Below are 18,039 nucleotides of genomic sequence, written 5' to 3'. Positions count from 1 at the left end.
AATCGAGTTTAATTTTTTAAATGTTTCACACGAGAGGAAATTTCTTTGTGACGACCATGTACCATTGGGCGAGCTTGCGGGTTACCTAAATAACCACAAGTCCGTTTAACGACATCACAAGTCTTAGGATCATGATTGCCACATTCTGGACATTCAAAGCCACGTTCAGTTGGATGGAAGTCCCCTTCAAAACCACAGGCATAACAATGATCAATTGGCGTATTGGTTCCTAAATAGCCAACTTTGTCATAAGCGTAATCCCAGACAGCTTCAAGTGCTTTGGGATTTTGCTGTAACATGGGGTATTCACAGTAGTGGATAAAACCACCAGAACAGTATTTTGGATAATCCTTTTCAAAATCAAGTTTTTCAAAAGGCGTTGGATTTTTGCGTACATCATAATGGAAACTATTTGTGTAATATTCTTTATCTGTAATATTTTCGACGATGCCAAATTTTTCAGTATCTAAACGGCAAAAACGGTCAGTCAAGCTTTCGCTCGGTGTAGAGTAGACACTAAAATGATAGCCGTATTCGTTGCCCCAGTTGTCGGCATTTTTTTTCAGTTCTTTTAAAATATCCAGTGTAAAGTTTTTGGCCTCTTGATTGTCCTCCCAAGCACCGCCGTAAAAGGCAGAAGCCACTTCATACAAGCCAATATAGCCAAGTGAAACCGTGGCACGTTTGTTTTTAAACAGTTCATCTACGGCATCCTGTGTAGCTAAACGTTTTCCAAATGCACCATACATGTATAAAATCGGTGCATTCGCTGGTTTAGCTTCTTTAACACGTTCAACCCGATAAACCAAAGCATCTTTAACGATCGCTAAACGTTCATTTAAAATTTGCCAGAACTTTTCTTGACTTCCTTGCGCTTCTAAAGCGATTCTTGGTAAGTTCAAGGTCACAACGCCTAAATTCATTCGGCCAACATTTACTTCTTCACCTTGTTCGTCTTTCCAGCCTTGTAAAAAGGAACGACAGCCCATTGGTACCTTAAAACTACCTGTTAGTTCAACGATTTTATCATAGTTTAAAACATCAGGATACATGCGTTTCGTTGCGCATTCCAGTGCCAGCTGTTTAATATCGTAGTTTGGATCAGTAGGTTGCGCATTGACGCCGCGTTTAATTGTGAAAATCAGTTTTGGGAAAATAGCTGTTCGTTTTTCAATCCCTAAACCATTAATTCGGATTTGTAAAATCGCCCGTTGAATTTCTCGCTCAAACCAGTTGGTACCTAAACCAAATCCCAGAGAAGTAAAAGGGGTTTGTCCATTGGAAGTAAATAAGGTATTAATTTCATACTCAAGACTTTGCATGGCATCAAAAATATCTTTTTTCGTTTTCTTCTGAGCGAATGCTTTTTGGCGTTCTTCTCCTTCAATCCATTCTTGCGCATCTGCTAAATGTTTTTCATAATTACGTTCTGCAAAAGGCGCTAATAATTCATCAATCCGATCGGCAGAGCAACCACCATATTGACTGGAAGCTACATTGGCAATAATTTGAGAAATTTGTGCAGTGGCCGTTTGAATTGATTTTGGTGATTCGACATCAGCGTTCCCAATTTTAAAGCCATTGTTTAGCATGCCTTTAAAATCAATTAAACAGCAGTTTGTCATGGGCGTATATGGATGATAATCTAAATCGTGGTAATGAATGTCGCCTTTTTGATGGGCATTAGCCACGTGTGAAGGCAACATCTTTAAACCAATTGATTTTCCAACAATCCCAGCGGTTAGATCACGTTGCGTATTAAAAACGTCACTGTCTTTGTTGGCATTTTCGTTCACGACAGTCTGATCTTTATTAATTAATTTGCCGATAGATACATTAATATCAGTCGCTTTACTACGCTCAAAATCACGTTGGGTTCTGTAATGAATGTATTCTTCGGCTAAGGCATATTCGTTGTTGGATAGCAGAGTATGTTCCACAATATTTTGAATTTCATAAATTTTTACGTTATTGGTAAAACGTTCGGCAATTTCTCGATTGACATCGGCAACAATCGATTGGACTTTTTGATGTGTCAAAGGAGTGACTTGGTCATGTATTTTTTGTTCAGCTTTGATCAAAGCATCGTATATTTTTTGATCATCGAAAGTCACTAAACGACCATCCCGTTTGACGACTTTAATTGTTGAGAGATTAACATCCTCGGCTTTTTCATCAGTAATCTTCATCATTTTATCCAGCTCCTTATATCTCGTTAGTAACTATCCTAATACAAAGGTCGGCTAAATTCAATCGATATATTGCGTATTTTTAGTAAAATATCACTAGACAAACACTATATATTGTGCTTGTGCTGTTTTGAAAAAATATGAAAACAAATGAAGAAAAGGATTGAGCAAATTTTTTTGTGTGAAAAAAATTCTTTGTCCAAATTAAAAAACAGCAAAGAGTTTTTTGCCAAATTGCTAAAAGCAACACTAAAAAATAACAATTATTAAATAATAATTGTTTGCGGATTTATTCACGAAATGCCAATTATTCTTTGACTACCGAACGATATTGTAAGATAAAACGATGTTCATTCAGATTTTTTCTTGGTAAAATAAGAGTAATAACAAAACGTTGGAGCGAGAAAAATGAAAAAAATTGTAGAAGTAAACCATGTCAGCAAGACATATGGTCGTTTAAATAATAAAACAGAAGTATTAGATAATATTTCGTTTACCGTTGATGAAGGCGAATTTGTGGGGATTATGGGTCCCAGCGGTGCTGGGAAATCGACACTGTTGAATGTCTTATCCTCGATTATTTTGCCAACCGCAGGAATCGTGCGCATCGCCGGACAAGATATTTTAAAAATGCGAGATAATCAATTAAGTGATTTTCGAAGAAACGAAATGGGGTTTATTTTTCAATCGTTTAACCTAATTGATACGTTAAATGTGAAGGACAATATTCTGTTGCCTTTAGCTGTAGAAAAAGTTTCATTAGAAGAAATGGATAAACGTTTGTTACATGTGACTTCGATTTTGGGGATTCAGGAGCTTTTATCTGCTTATCCACCAGAGATATCTGTGGGACAAAAACAACGGGTAGCAGCTGCTCGTGCTTTGATTACGAACCCTAAAATTATTTTTGCAGATGAACCAACTGGCTCGCTGGATTCAAAATCAGCAACAGAATTGTTGAAATATTTAGCTGAAATTAATCTACATGATGATGCCACAATTTTGATGGTGACACATGACCCGTACACGGCCAGTTTTTGCAATCGCATCTTATTCATTAAAGACGGTGCGATTTTCTCAGAAGTTGTTCGTCAAGGATCACGTAAGGAATTTTTTAATCGTGTGATAGATATGCAAGCAACGATTGGTGGAGGCGGGCGCGCAAATGATTTTTAAACTATCATTAAAAAATTTAAAAGCTCATGTACCTAACTATCTGGTTTATTACATTAGTATGACTTTTGCAGCGGTCGTTTATTATTGTTTCCGTGCGATTGCTTACAACCAGCCTCTTGTCGCAGGTGCAGGCCGTGATATCGAAATTAAGCGATCTTTAGGACTTGGTAGTACCTTAGTCACCATTATTATTTTGGGCTTTATGTTGGCAGCAAATCGTTTTTTTATAGGAAAACGTAGCCAAGAAATTGGCTTGTATCGATTAATTGGCTTGAGAAAGAGCCAAGTTTCACTAATTTTTTTAGTGGAAAATTTAGTTTTAGGCTTTGTTTCACTAATTAATGGGATTATTTTAGGAGTGATTTTCACCAAGTTGTTTTCAATGATTTTAGCCAAAGTTATGTTTTTAGAAGTCCCCAGTTTCTTCTATATTTCTTGGCGTTCCGTTATTGAAACCGGTGTAGCTTTTGCATTTATGATTTTGATTGTCTGCTTAAGAAGTATTTGGATGATTTATCGTTATCCATTGTCGCAGCTTATGCACCAAGAAAAAATTGGTCAAATTAATTATAGTCGTTTAACGAAACGGCGGCAGTTTCTAGGTATTTTAGGTCCTATTTGTTTACTGGCTGGTTATTTTATTGCGTTTGATTTTCGGAATTTAGCGACAGGTATTGTGTATAAACAATTAAATGATTCATTGGATATCTCGATTCCGATGATTATTACATTGACGCCTTTTATCATTTTGGGTCTCTGTGTGGTGGGAACGTATTTATTTTTCCGTTATACCATGTATTTTATCATTCGCTTATTTAATCATAGAAAAAAATGGTATTACCAAGATTTACGCATGATTACTTTAGGCAATGCCAAACGCTACTTATTTAAAAGTAGCAAAACACTCACTGGTTTGACCTTGTTAATTGCGACGGCCTTGAGTGGGATCGGCGTGATGGTTTTTGTGTATACGATTAGTATGCACACGGTCAACAGTGATGGCCCCGTGGACTTTTTAGTTTCACAGGAAAGCTATCCTAAATTGAAGAAAGTTCTTGATGAAGCGAAGGACACCAAAATAAAAAATGAAGTGACACTTTCTTATAAAATTACTGGAATTGAACGCAGTTTGCGAATTGGTCAAGCGCAAGAGGAACAAGAAACGATTGAAGCAGTTAATGTTTTATCTTTCTCCAACTACCGCAACTATCAAAAAATTAATCCTTATTTAAACGATTTACATTTAAAAAATGACCAAAGTGTTATCTATATGGATAGCTTTACCAATATTTTAAGTGGTATGTCTCGTTATGAATCGAAACTGCAATTTGTTGAAGGGGAGAAGGCACAATTACAACAAGTGCTGCCTAACTATCTAGGCAATTTTTTATTGCAATATTCCTTACCAACGATTGTCGTTTCCGATGCCCTTTATCAGAAAGTGACAAAAAATTCCATTCAGTATCAGATTAACGCCGTAAATGTTGACACGAAAAGCCGTGAAAAACTTTATGAAGCCGTAAATAAACAGATTGCCACAGAATGGCAAGCGCCAATTTTGTATAAGTATGAAAAAAATAACCAGCAGTTGAGTGGTTTTGCCAAACAAATGCCTAACGAAGAGGTAAAGAATACGCAAGATGATGTCACAGAAACTTGGCGGCTAAATATGAATGATCGCTACGCCTCTTTACGCTATGAACGAAAAATTAACGGCTTGACTTTATATGTCTCCATGTTTGTGGCAATTTTAGCGTTGTTTATTACGGGCAGTATTTTGATGTTACGACAACTGTTTTCAGCTGTAAGTGAGCGTCAAGATTACGTGACTTTAAAACGGATGGGTGTTTCTAGTAAAGCGATAACTAAGCAAATTTATCGACAGAATAGTTTGATTTTCTTTCCGCCGATGGTCATTGGGATTTTGCATACTACCTTTGCCATTTATTTGCTAAGCCAATTTATTAAGAGTCCAGGATATTTGTTAGTATATCTTTCTTGTGGAATCTTAATAATTGTTTATCTAATTTTTTATATTTTAACGTCTGCCATTTATGCGCGGATGATTCGACACATCCATTTTTAAAAAACTGTAAAAGCCGTTGTGAAGCGGTTTTTACAGTTTCTTTATGCGAAAAAATTATGAGAGTTCCGTTTATGAAAATCATGAAAATTTAAGAAGTGACGAAATTGTTAGTTTTTTTATTAAATTGTAAGAAATTTCAATGGACTTTGCTGAAATATAGCATAAAATAATGGATAGCGATTAACCTTAGGAGGTGAATGATAATGAAAACAACTTTTCAGAAAATTCTCAATAACGAAAGTCTTAAATTCATCGGTAAAACGTTATTTTATTCTTTCATTGTCATTGCATTAATTTATCTTTATCATTACAAGAATATCAATGGAGGAACCTTCATTTATAACGAGTTTTAAGGAGGCGGCTATATATGGAAAAAGTAATTAATATGATTCAAACGATTGATGAATGGGCACGTAAAGAACCCCAACGTCCTGTTTATTTAACCGAAGAAAAAGTCTCTACGTATGGAGAGTTAAAAGAAAAGTCAGACAATCTAGCCGCTTATTTAGCTGAGCTGAAAACGGACAAGTCAGCGATTGTCGTATACGGAGAATTAGATTTTGAAATGATTGTGAGTTTTCTAGGCGCATCGAAAGCTGGTTTTAGCTATATCCCCATTGATGCACATACACCAAAAGAACGCATTGAACTAATTCTAAACGTAGCCAAACCAACCGCAGTGATTGCTGTGCATGAATGGCCTGAGTTAGCCACCGAAGTGCCAGTAATTACGGCGGAAGAATTAACAGAAATGATGATGCATGCACCTCGGCATGCGCCTGCGTTAATACCTGTCACAGGAGCAAGTAATTACTATATCATTTTCACTTCAGGGACAACTGGCGTACCAAAGGGTGTGCAAATCAGCCATGATAATTTAGTTAGCTTTACGAATTGGTTGTTGCAAGATTTTGGTTTAGAAGAAGGGGCCCGCTTTTTAGCACAGGCACCTTATTCGTTTGATTTATCGGTGATGTCTATTTATCCCGCATTGGCGTTAGGTGGCTCATTAACTCCGTTACCCAATGAAATCATTAACGATTTTAAACAATTATTTACGCGTTTGCCACAATTAACAATCGACGTCTGGGTTTCAACACCGTCCTTTATTGAATTGTGTCTAATGGAACCAAGCTTCGATGGTGAACATCTACCAGCACTGCGCACGTTTTTATTCTGCGGAGAAGAATTACCAAAACCAACGGCTGAGAAATTAGCCGCTCGTTTCCCAACTGCGCATATTTATAATACGTATGGGCCGACAGAAGCGACTGTAGCGATTAGTGCCATTGAAATCACTCAAGAAGTTTTAAAAAGTGTCCAACGTTTACCAATTGGGTATGTGAAAGAGGATACGCAAATTTATATTATGGAAGGCATGTCAAAATTACCTGCAGGTGAAATTGGTGAAATCGTCATTGCTGGACCAAGTGTTTCCAAAGGATATCTAAATAATCCTGCGAAAACAGCTGAAGCTTTTTTCCAATTAGATGGCGTACCAGCTTATCGCACAGGCGATGCTGGAAAGTTAGTCGATAACCTATTGCAGTATGAGGGACGCTTAGATTTTCAAATTAAATTGCATGGCTACCGCATTGAGTTAGAAGAAGTGGATCATCACTTAACGAATGTTTCCTACGTGAAACAAGCAGTCGTTGTGCCGAAATATCAAGGAAATAAAGTCCAACAATTAATTGCCTATGTCGTTCCGCAAGCACATGAATTTTCAAGTGATTTTCAATTAACTAAGGCAATTAAACAAGAATTAGCCACGTTGACAATGGACTATATGATTCCGCAAAAATTTGTATATGTTGAACAATTACCTTTGACAAGTAATGGCAAAATTGATCGGAAAGGGTTGATGAATGAGGTGAATGCCACATGATGAATTTTCCTCATATGATTCCCTATAATGCACCGTATTACTTTGTTCTGCTAATTGCGGCTCTGTTGCCAATGATTTTAACTTTAGCCATTAAAGGGACACGTTGGCCTTGGTACCAAACACTCGTGACACTGGTCTTTCTATATATCAGTTTTGGTGGCGAATTTTGGCAACAAGGAGTCGCTCTGATTGTATATGTTATTTATCAGACGTTACTAACGTGGGGCTATGCGGCTTATCGAAAAAATAAAAATGCAGGTTGGGTCTTTTATCTGGCTGTCTTTTTAGCTATATTACCGCTTGTTTGGGTGAAAGTTTCTCCCTTCATGACAGGCAAAACAACCTTACTTGGCTTTTTAGGGATTTCTTATTTAACCTTTAAAGCGGTCCAAGTGGTCATGGATTTACGGGATGGCGTAATGAAAGAATATCATCCGTTTCGTTACATTCAGTTTCTCTTGTTTTTCCCGACTATTTCTTCAGGACCCATCGATCGTTATCGGCGCTTTGAAAAAGATTTGAAAAACCCGCCGAGTGCGGAGAAATATTTAGACTTTTTAGAAAAAGGAATTTTCTATTTATTTCTAGGATTTTTATATAAGTTTATTATCAGTCATTATCTTGGTGGTGTCTTTTTACCACATGTGGAAAAAATGGCCTTGGCACAAGGTGGTTTATCCTGGTGGACAGTCGGCTATATGTATAATTACAGTTTGTATCTATTCTTTGATTTCGCAGGCTATAGTTTACTGGCCGTTGGCACAAGTTATTTAATGGGCTATGATACACCAATGAACTTTAACAAACCGTTTCTAAGTTGGAATATTAAAGAATTCTGGAATCGTTGGCACATGACCTTATCTTTTTGGTTCCGTGATTACATTTACATGCGCTTAATGTTTTTCTTAATGAAAAAGAAAGTCTTTAAAAGTCGGATCGTGACTTCTAATATTGGTTACTTTGCGTTGTTCTTAATCATGGGCATTTGGCATGGATTAACGTGGTTCTACATCGCTTATGGGCTCTACCATGCAACACTAATTTGTGTAACAGATGCTTGGCTACGTTTTAAGAAAAAACATAAAGACAAGATACCATCAAACAAATTTACACATGCATTTGCAGTCTTTTTAACTTTCCAAGCGGTTTGTGTCAGCTTCCTGATTTTCTCAGGATTTTTAGACAAACTATGGTTTAAATAAATAAAAATAAAAATATAAAGGGGCAATTTATAATGAACATTCAAGAAACAGTATTAAACATTTTAGAAGATATTACAGGAACAGACGAAGTTGTGAACAATCAAGACATTCAATTATTTGAAGAAGGATTATTGGACTCTTTAGCGACGGTTCAATTATTAGTAGAAATTGAAGGACAATTAGGAATCCAAGTTCCTGTATCAGACTTTGACCGTGAAGTATGGGGAACACCAAAACAAATCATTCAACAAGTGGAAGCTTTACAATAATGTCTAGAAAAAAACGACTAATCAGAATCTTAGGTCCAGTGCTTTGTTCAGCGGTCTTGGTTGCAGTGTTCTTTTTTGCACCGTTCAGAATCAATTTAACTTCCGAAAAAACGTTGAAGGAAGCATCAACGTCAATGGCACCGAACGTTTTAAAAGGCAATGTGATTAAAAACAAAGCAGTGGCTTCTGGTAAATATGTTCCTTTTTTTGGCTCTTCTGAATTAAGTCGATTTAGTGCTTTCCACCCTAGTGTGCTCTCTGAAAAGTATCAACGGAACTATCGACCGTTTTTACTAGGAGAAGCGGGCACACAGTCATTAACCCAAGCAATGGTCATTCATTCGATGGGCGATGCGATTGCCAATAAGAAAGCGGTCTTTATTTTATCTCCGCAATGGTTTGTCAAAAAGGGTGTACCTAATGATAGTTTTGGTGCACACTATTCACAATTACAAACCTATCAATGGTTAGCTAATTTAACCGAATTAACCAGCGGTGACCAATATCTAGCACAACGTTTGACCAAATTTCCAGTTGTTCAAAAAGACAAAGTCTTAATGGAAACTTTGGCAAATCTGCAGGCAGGGCAACTTCCCCAACGCTCTCAACGAGATTATTTTATAATGAATCTCCGTTTCTTGAATCGTGAAGATGAATTGTTTAGCCAAATTGGCATGGTTAGCAGAGAACCAATTGTTGAAAAAGATATGAAACAATTACCTGCTACTTATAATTTTAATGAATTAGATCAGCTAGCTGGAAAAATTGCGGCAAAAGCCATTAATAATAATAAATTTGAAATTAGTAACGGTTTTTATCGCCAACGGATTAAACCAGTTTTACCGAAATTAGCTCATTCACAAAAGAAATGGGATTATCGTTTTTCTCCAGAATATGGTGATTTCCAAGCTGCGTTAGAACAGTTAGCAGAAAAAAATGTCGATGTTTTATTTGTAATCCCACCTGTTAACAAACGTTGGTCGGACTATACGGGCTTGTCACAAGATATGTTGCAACAAGTAGCACGCAAGCTGAAATATCAACTTCAAGAGCAAGGGTTTACTAACATTGCTGACTTCTCAACATGTAGTAATGAACGCTACTTTATGGCGGACACGATTCATTTAGGTTGGCGTGGTTGGCTTGCTGTTGATCGTCAAGTAGATGAATTTATGAAACAATCTGCGTCTAAAAAGTTAGCGTATCAAATTGATGATCGTTTTTATCAGACAGATTGGCAACAACAAAATCCATTGGTCTTACCTCAATTTTAAGAAGGCAAGATGGATCAAGTACCAATTATCTGAAGCGGACTAGAAACGCTTCGTAACAATGAAAATAGCCTGTACCTGCCGTTGAATAACGAGCGTGCAGGCTGTTTTTTCGTTTATTTTTAGTGGAGAACGTTGCTCAATTTATTTTTTGTAAGTATTTTTTTAGTTCGTGGTATAATGGATAAAATTGGTTTTTGAGGGGAGTTATTTTTATGGATGCAAAAGAAGAAAAAATGTTAATTGATTTAACAAGTGCTAAAGGGATTGCTGGGAATGAAGACGAAGTACGTTCGTTATTTAAAAAGTATGCAGCACCGTATGCGGATAAATTTTTATATGATGGCCTTGGCAGTATTATTGCAAAAAATGTTGGTGATAAAGAAGGACCAAAAGTCTACATTTCTGGGCATATGGATGAAGTCGGTTTCATGGTTACCCAAATCACAGAAAAAGGCTTTTTAAAATTTCAAACCGTTGGTGGTTGGTGGGGGCAAGTGATGTTGGCCCAACAAGTTCAGATTAAAACTACGACTGGTAAGGTTTACCATGGTGTCATTGGGTCTAAACCACCGCATGTGTTAACAGCGGAAGTTCGTAACAAACCCTATGAGATTGCAGATATGTTTATTGATATTGGTGCAAGTAGCGATCAACAAGTTGCAGAATGGGGGATTCATCCAGGGGATATGGTGACACCATATATTGACTATCGTCGCATGAATGATACAAAATTTTTATTGGCAAAAGCGTGGGATAACCGAATTGGTACGGCCGTTTCATTAAAAGTTTTAGAAAATTTAGCGACAGAAGGGCACCCCAATATTTTATTTGCAGGCAGTGATGTGCAAGAAGAAGTGGGGCTACGCGGTGCGCAAACAAGTACGCATCTTGTGAATCCAGACATAGCGTTTGCTTTAGACACAGGAACAGCTGGTGACACACCAGGAATGACACCTAAAGAAGCCGACTCTGTTTTAGGTGAAGGGCCACAAATTTTGATTTATGATGCATCAATGATTCCGCATAAAAAATTACGTGATTTTGTTATTCAAGTGGCGGAAGAAAATAACATTCCCTTCCAATATACAGTGATTACAGGGGGAGGTACGGATGCTGGCCGCATGCATTTAACGCGCAACGGGATTCCATCATTAGCCATCACGGTGCCTGTTAGATATCTGCATTCACATACCTCAGTTATTCATGAAGATGATTATTTCAACACAGTCAAATTAGTCACAGAAGTGGTGAAACGTCTAGATAAAGAAACAGTCGCTAAATTGACTAGTTATTAGTTTCAGAAAGGATGGAATGAATGAAAAGTTTAGTAACAAATTCGCAACATCGTACCAATGCTCGCAGAGCTCTTGATGGGCAATGGGGGATCATGGCTTGGTTAACTTTCTTAGGAGTGGTTTTACAGAGCTTCTTAACATCGATTGTGCAAAATTTATTTTCTGGTGAAAATCAAGTTTTTCAAAGTAGTTTTGCCGCAGTATTACTGCAAATTTTTGTTTTATTCGCGTTAAGTTATGCGCTATATTACGCAGCCTTGAAGGTGTTGCGTGGTGAAAAGGTGCGGGTCAATATTTTAATGAGTGTTTTTCAAGGAAAATATTATGGTCCGCTATTTGTGGTCAACCTACTTCAAAAAGTACTTGAACGTGTAATTGGTTTGTTATTTTTGTTACCAATTTTATTTGGGGCAGGGACAACCTTGTATTTCAAATTGATGTTTAATACAGTTACACCAGAGGAAATCCAAGCCTTTTTCTTAAATGATTTTTCCTTTTTCCTAGCGTTTGGTGTTGCCACTATCTTGATCTTTTTAATTGGTTTATTTGTGAGTGGCGTTTTTCAATTTGCTGTGTGGCTACGTTTTGATAATCCAGAACTGCCAATTATGATGGCGTTGAAACAGGCGTTATATTTAATGAAAAATCGTTTTTGGCAATATTTATGTTTACAATTTTCTTTTATTGGTTGGTATATTGTGGGCTTTTTAGCTATTGGTATCGGTCTATTATGGGTGATTCCTTATAACTATGTAGCGTTAGCTAGTTTTTATCAAACTGCCTTAGAAGAAAAAGGTTTAGCCGAAGAATAAAAAAGAAGCTTGAATCCTTCGTTATCTCGACAAAGGGTTCAGGTTTTTTCTTTGGTCTTTTTGTGAAAATTTAAGCGTTTTAACCTCGTTTTTCCGTTATTTTATGGTAACATGGAAGTATCGTATTGAAGGAGGTTGTCCACACATGAAATTGACTGTCTTAGGCTGTTTAGGTGCTTATCCATACAAAGGAGAAGGAACGAGTTCCTATTTGTTAGAATCTGAAGGCTTTCATTTGCTTATTGATGCAGGCAGTACGACATTAGTGCGTTTAGAAAACTATCTAGATCCATTGAAATTAGATGCTGTCATTCTGTCGCATTACCATCATGACCATATCGCAGATTTAGGTGTTTTACAATATTATCGTCAGCTTTATCCAACGCTGGAACCGACGCCTATTTTGCCAATATATGGCCATACACAAGATCAAATGCATTTCAAAGAACTAACGCTTCCTAACGTTTCCGAAGGGAAAGAGTATTTTGAAGCAGAAGAGTTGGCAGTAGGACCATTTTTAATTACTTTCATGGAAACGATTCATCCTGTCACTTGTTACGCGATGCGGATTGTTGAAAAAGCGACTGGCAAAGTCTTTGTCTTTACAGGAGACTCTGGTTACTTAGCAAGTTTTGAAGACTTTGCAAAAGACGCTGATTTATTCTTAGCGGATACGTACTTATTTGAAGGTAATGAACGACATCATGCACACTTTACGTCAAGAGAAGCGGGTGAAATTGCCAAAGCAGCACAAGTCAAACAATTGATGTTGACCCATTTACCACAACATGGGTTATTGGAACAACTACGGGAAGAAGCGCAAAACTATGCTGGAACGGAAATTCCAGTGACATTAGCCCAACCAGATTTAACAGTTGAGATTTAAAAAAGTAACTATACCAAGGGAGAGAACCGATTGTGATTTTTGTACCGAATGAAAATAATGACCCACGAGTGAACTTAGCAATTGAAACATATTTGTTAACAGAAATGCCTTTAGATGAGCCCATTCTTTTATTTTACATTAACGAGCCGTCAATCATTATTGGCCGTAACCAAAATACAATTGAAGAAATTAACAAAGAATATGTAGATGAGCACGGCATTCATGTTGTTCGTCGCTTAAGTGGCGGCGGCGCCGTTTATCATGATCATGGTAATTTGAATTTTAGTTTTATTATGCCAGATGACGGCAACTCTTTCCGTGATTTCGCAAAAGTTACCCAACCAATTATCCAAGCATTGCAGGACTTAGGCGTTGAAGGTGCCGAATTAAAAGGGCGCAATGACCTAGTGATTAATGATATGAAGTTTTCAGGAAATGCGATGTACGCTACCAACGGCCGCATGTTTGCACATGGAACCTTAATGTTTGATAGTGATATTGATGAAGTTGTAAATACATTGAAAGTACGGAAAGATAAAATCGAATCTAAAGGTATCAAGTCTGTTCGTTCACGGGTAACAAACATTAAACCATTTTTATCTGAAGATAAACAAGAGATGACAACGGAAGAATTCCGCCAAGAAATTCTTTTGAAAATTTTCGGCGTAGATTCGATCGACCAAGTTAAAACGTATGAATTAACTGATCAAGACTGGGCGGCTATTAACAAAATTTCAGAGCAATACTATCGCAATTGGGATTGGAATTATGGTAAATCACCTGCATTTAACTTAGAACGTCGCCATCGTTTTCCAATTGGTTCAATTGAAATGAAAATGAATGTGGCGGATGGTGCCATTCAAGAAATTAAAATCTTTGGGGACTTCTTTGGGCTTGGTGAAATTAAAGATGTTGAAGATATTTTAACCGGCGTGAAATATGATAAAGCTTCTTTAGAAGAAGCCATTGATCAAATTGACGTTAAAAAATACTTTGGCAATATCGAAAAAGAAGATTTGCTTGGGTTAATTTATTAAAAAAAAGACAGCCGTTTCAAACGGTTGTCTTTTTTCTAGCTAAAAAATAATGTTTAGCTTTTAGAAAGGTAGTGCTATGTGCAAAATCGTCGAAACGATTTTTATCAGGGAACTATCAAATAGCTCGCCTGCATATGTACTTGAACCAAGTCAAGTCCGGGAATTTGGTTATGTGCTTCACTATAAATCACTATCTGTAAAGAGTATACAAGATTTCCTTTCTTTTGTGATATCAAATTTTTACAGACAAAGTAGTAAAATTTGACGTTTCTTATTTTGGCAAGGTTATAGGCTTGTTTTGGGGCTTGAAATAGCAAGAATTAATAGTGATTTAAGGGAAAATATTAACATATGTAGAAGTATTTTTATAAGAAATAACGAGAAAAAATCAATAGGTATGTTCTTGAGGGCTACTTTTTGACGTTTTCTGAATAAAACTTAATAAAAAATAGCAGAAACAAAGAAAAAATGTGCTTACAAGAAGTAATCCACACTTAGCTAGGAAGTTAAGAATGTGCATGTTATTTTCAAACAAATAATAAGAATCCTATTTCAATCCTTTACAGAGGAACAAGGACTTCGTATAATAAAGGGACGAAAAGGAGCGAAAGTGATGAGAAACGAAATGATGCATCGACCAGTCGTTAAACCAGAATTGGTTGAGTATATGCGTACAAAACAAAAGAAACTTCCCGGAGAATTAGGGGAAGTGGAGGCGGAAGCCAATGAAGCAGGGGTGCCGATTATTCCACACGAAACAGTAGTTTTTCTACAATTTTTGCTAGGACAACTAAAGCCCAAAAATATTTTAGAAATCGGGGCAGCAATTGGTTTTTCTTCAAGCTTGATGGCCCAATTTGTCGGTGAAGATGGTCACGTGACCACGATTGATCGTTTTGACGTAATGATAAAAAAAGCGAAGAAAACTTACCAACGCCTGGACTTAGAAGAAAAGGTCACTCTTTTAGAAGGACAAGCAGCTGAGATTCTACCAACGTTGGAAGGACCTTATGACTTTATTTTTATGGATAGTGCCAAATCAAAATACATTGAATTTTTACCTGAATGTTTACGGTTGCTACCAGTTGGCGGCGTTTTAATGGTGGATGATGTATTTCAAGCTGGGACAATTTTAGACCCTGCTGAGGAAGTACCGAAAAAAAATCGAGCGATTCATCGTAAATTAAACCAATTTTTAGATGTAGTCATGGCTCACCCTGATTTAACTTCTACTTTAGTTCCTCTTGGTGATGGAGTTATTTTAATTACCAAAGAGAAAGAAACGATTATTTTAGATAGTTAAAGAATGTCTTCACAAAAAGAAAGCGAATCATTAAAAAGCAAGTTCTTTTAATGATTCGCTTTCTTTTTTATGTTATTTAAAAAGTTATCTCGCTATTTCTAATTGAGAATGATAATCAGAAAATTCTCAATAGGACAGTATTATGCGTTAATAAAACCTCGTTTGTTTATAATTATTATATTGACGGAATAATTATAAACTGTTATCCTTAAAGAGTAAAAAAACAGAGGAGGAACGACAATGAATTTAATTAATCAAAAACTTTTTGACTTTGAATGTGATGCCTATCACGATGGTGAATTTACACGAGTATCAACAGAAGATATTTTAGGAAAATGGAGTATTTTCTTCTTTTATCCAGCTGATTTTTCTTTCGTGTGTCCTACGGAATTAGGGGATATGCAAGAGCATTATGCGCATTTACAGGAATTAAATTGTGAGGTTTACTCTGTTTCAGAAGATAGTCATTATGTGCATAAAGCATGGGCTGATGCTACAGAAACGATTGGAAAAATTAAATATCCAATGTTAGCCGATCCCAACGGTCAACTTGCTCGTTTCTTTGGCGTTTTAGATGAAGCTTCTGGAATGGCTTACCGTGCTTCATTTATTGTGAGTCCAGAAGGTGAGATCAAATCTTATGAAATCAACGACATGGGTATTGGTCGTAATGCTGAAGAACTTGTTCGTAAATTAGAAGCTTCTCAATTTGTAGCAGAACATGGTGATAAAGTTTGTCCAGCCAATTGGCAACCAGGAGAAGAAACAATTGCGCCAAGCTTAGATTTAGTTGGTAAAATTTAAATTCGCTTTGTAAATAGAGGTCAAAGAGTTGGATAAAACAGAGAAAATGTTTTGTTCAGCTCTTTTTCTGAAACACAGAAGAAAGAGGAGAAGCAAGTGACAGAAGAAATCTACGATTTGATTATTATTGGTGGCGGCTCAGCTGCTTTATCTGCAGGTATCTATGCAGGTCGCGCAATGATGGATACCTTAATTATTGAAAAAGACAAAATTGGTGGACAAGTAACGACGACTTCTGAAATTGTGAACTATCCAGCGATTCGTCACACAACAGGTCCAGAACTAATGGAAGAAATGCGCATTCAAGCACAAGACTTCGGTGTAGCTTTTACAAAAGACGAGATTATTGATGTTGATTTTAGTCAAACGATAAAAACTGTTCAATCGGCGAGTCAAACCTACCAAGCATATGCAGTATTGATTGCGACAGGAGCTTCTGCTCGTAAAATTGGTTTCCCTGGTGAAAGTGAATTTACAGGACGCGGCGTGGCCTATTGTTCTACTTGTGATGGGGAGTTTTTCCAAGGCCTAGATATTTTTGTGATTGGTGGCGGTTATGCAGCAGCGGAAGAGGCCGTTTATTTGACACGTTACGGTAAATCAGTAACGATGATTATCCGAGAACCTGATTTTACATGTGCAAAATTAACTGCGGAGGCGGCTAAAAATCACCCGAAAATTAAGATTGTTTATAACACAGAAGTGAAAGAAATTATGGGCGATGATTTTGTCCGGAAAGCTGTGTTTGTCAATAACCAGACGGGAGAAGAAACGGTTTATGAAGCGCCAAAAGACAGTACATTTGGCCTGTTTGTTTTTGCTGGAAATAAACCAAGTACAGAAATTTTTGAAGGAAAAATTGCCTTAGACCGTGGGTATGTGCCAACAACTGAAAATATGGAAACCAATATTCCAGGAGTTTATGCAGCAGGAGATTTACGAATAAAAGAATTACGTCAAATTGTGACGGCGGTTGCAGACGGTGCAATTGCCGCCACTCATGCGCAACGTTACGTGACAGAACAAAAAACACAGGCGGGCCAACCGATTGTAACGAAGCGAATGACTGAACGATTAGCTAATCAATCTGCCCCTGAAACAAACAGTCAGCAACCAAAAGAAAAACAGCCAGCGAAAGTTACTGGTAAGCATCATTGGTTCCCAGAAAGTATGCGCCAACAATTAAGCGGTATTTTCGCTAAACTAACCAAAAAAGTGACATTGCTTCAGTTTTTGGATGCAAGTGATGAAAAATCATTGGAACTTCAGTCATTCTTAACAGAATTTGCAAGTCTGGATCAGAAGATTACTTTAGAAACGATTTTGAAAGATACTGAGCCAGCCAAAGAATTGCTGTATGGGATTGAAAAAATGCCTAGCGTTGTGCTCTTAGATACGGCAGGAAACTATACAGGAATTAAATTTAGTGGTATTCCTAGTGGCCATGAAGTAAACTCGTTGGTTTTGGCGGTTTATAATGTCGGCAGCGAGGGGCAGCCGTTAGAAGCAAGTCTGCAAAAGAACATACTTGCATTGCCAAAAAGAAAAATAGAAATCTTTGTTTCACTAACATGTCATTTCTGTCCCGATGTCGTGGCGGCTTGCCAACGGATTGCATCAATTAATCCTCATGTAGAAGCAGAAATGGTGGACATTAGTCTATTTCCAGAGTTGAAAAAAGAAAAGAAAATTATGAGCGTTCCAGCAATGCTAATTGATGGCGAACAAATGATTTTTGGTTCAAAAACAATGACCGAAATTATTGAAGCCTTGGCTTAAAAGAGGCGGAAAAAAGTAATTAACCTAAAGAACCTAAGT

The 18,039-nt window shown here is 37.0% G+C and carries 15 protein-coding genes; 14 read left to right on the top strand and 1 reads right to left on the bottom strand.

The features are described 5' to 3' along the window. Positions 1–8: 8 nt before the first annotated feature. Positions 9–2,192, bottom strand: a complete 2,184-nt coding sequence (gene nrdD / locus IGL48_RS11290) for an anaerobic ribonucleoside-triphosphate reductase (protein WP_002382497.1) — start codon at positions 2,190–2,192, stop codon at positions 9–11. Between the two features lie 405 nt (positions 2,193–2,597). Between nrdD and IGL48_RS11285 the strand changes: the two genes are divergently transcribed. The 14 genes from IGL48_RS11285 (at position 2,598) to IGL48_RS11220 (ending at position 18,000) form a co-directional block, all read left to right on the top strand. Then, positions 2,598–3,365, top strand: a complete 768-nt coding sequence (locus tag IGL48_RS11285) for an ABC transporter ATP-binding protein (protein ID WP_002356382.1) — start codon at positions 2,598–2,600, stop codon at positions 3,363–3,365. Further along, on the top strand, positions 3,355–5,451 hold the full coding sequence (locus IGL48_RS11280) for an ABC transporter permease (RefSeq protein ID WP_002384061.1): 2,097 nt from the start codon (positions 3,355–3,357) through the stop codon (positions 5,449–5,451). The genes IGL48_RS11285 and IGL48_RS11280 overlap by 11 nt, the downstream gene beginning before the upstream one ends. A 203-nt stretch (positions 5,452–5,654) precedes the next feature. After that, entirely contained in the window at positions 5,655–5,804 is a 150-nt protein-coding gene (locus IGL48_RS11275; RefSeq protein WP_002356384.1) for a teichoic acid D-Ala incorporation-associated protein DltX, read from the top strand. A gap of 14 nt (positions 5,805–5,818) precedes the next feature. Next, the gene (gene dltA / locus IGL48_RS11270) at positions 5,819–7,339 is read left to right on the top strand and encodes a D-alanine--poly(phosphoribitol) ligase subunit DltA (protein ID WP_002359445.1); all 1,521 of its coding nucleotides are present in this window, start codon (positions 5,819–5,821) and stop codon (positions 7,337–7,339) included. Beyond that, on the top strand, positions 7,336–8,541 hold the full coding sequence (dltB, locus tag IGL48_RS11265) for a D-alanyl-lipoteichoic acid biosynthesis protein DltB (RefSeq protein ID WP_002382500.1): 1,206 nt from the start codon (positions 7,336–7,338) through the stop codon (positions 8,539–8,541). Before dltA ends, dltB begins: the two co-directional genes overlap by 4 nt. A gap of 32 nt (positions 8,542–8,573) precedes the next feature. Next, positions 8,574–8,810 (top strand): D-alanine--poly(phosphoribitol) ligase subunit DltC, encoded by a 237-nt coding sequence (gene dltC, locus IGL48_RS11260; protein WP_002356389.1) that lies wholly within the window; start codon positions 8,574–8,576, stop codon positions 8,808–8,810. After that, entirely contained in the window at positions 8,810–10,084 is a 1,275-nt protein-coding gene (gene dltD, locus IGL48_RS11255) for a D-alanyl-lipoteichoic acid biosynthesis protein DltD (protein WP_002379772.1), read from the top strand. Before dltC ends, dltD begins: the two co-directional genes overlap by 1 nt. A 212-nt stretch (positions 10,085–10,296) precedes the next feature. Beyond that, positions 10,297–11,379: a M42 family metallopeptidase gene (locus IGL48_RS11250; RefSeq protein ID WP_002367214.1), complete on the top strand. Its 1,083-nt coding sequence runs from the start codon at positions 10,297–10,299 to the stop codon at positions 11,377–11,379. A 20-nt stretch (positions 11,380–11,399) separates the two neighbouring features. Continuing rightward, positions 11,400–12,191, top strand: a complete 792-nt coding sequence (locus tag IGL48_RS11245; protein WP_010777893.1) for a DUF975 family protein — start codon at positions 11,400–11,402, stop codon at positions 12,189–12,191. Between the two features lie 145 nt (positions 12,192–12,336). Next, on the top strand, positions 12,337–13,077 hold the full coding sequence (locus IGL48_RS11240; protein ID WP_048949449.1) for an MBL fold metallo-hydrolase: 741 nt from the start codon (positions 12,337–12,339) through the stop codon (positions 13,075–13,077). A 32-nt stretch (positions 13,078–13,109) separates the two neighbouring features. Next, positions 13,110–14,114 carry a lipoate--protein ligase gene (locus IGL48_RS11235; RefSeq protein WP_002368809.1) on the top strand — a complete coding sequence of 335 codons (1,005 nt, stop codon included), beginning with the start codon at positions 13,110–13,112 and terminating at the stop codon, positions 14,112–14,114. 613 nt (positions 14,115–14,727) lie between these two features. Then, the gene (locus IGL48_RS11230; RefSeq protein WP_080120565.1) at positions 14,728–15,417 is read left to right on the top strand and encodes an O-methyltransferase; all 690 of its coding nucleotides are present in this window, start codon (positions 14,728–14,730) and stop codon (positions 15,415–15,417) included. A 240-nt stretch (positions 15,418–15,657) separates the two neighbouring features. After that, a complete protein-coding gene (ahpC, locus tag IGL48_RS11225) occupies positions 15,658–16,221 on the top strand; it encodes an alkyl hydroperoxide reductase subunit C (RefSeq protein ID WP_002356396.1) in 564 nt (187 codons plus the stop codon). 96 nt (positions 16,222–16,317) lie between these two features. Continuing rightward, a complete protein-coding gene (locus IGL48_RS11220; RefSeq protein ID WP_048949450.1) occupies positions 16,318–18,000 on the top strand; it encodes an FAD-dependent oxidoreductase in 1,683 nt (560 codons plus the stop codon). Positions 18,001–18,039: the final 39 nt, after the last annotated feature.

Origin of the sequence: Enterococcus sp. DIV1090 (genome assembly GCF_050537975.1) — a bacterium.
GTDB lineage: Bacteria > Bacillota > Bacilli > Lactobacillales > Enterococcaceae > Enterococcus > Enterococcus faecalis.
This window is presented reverse-complemented; position numbering and strand designations above follow the sequence as displayed.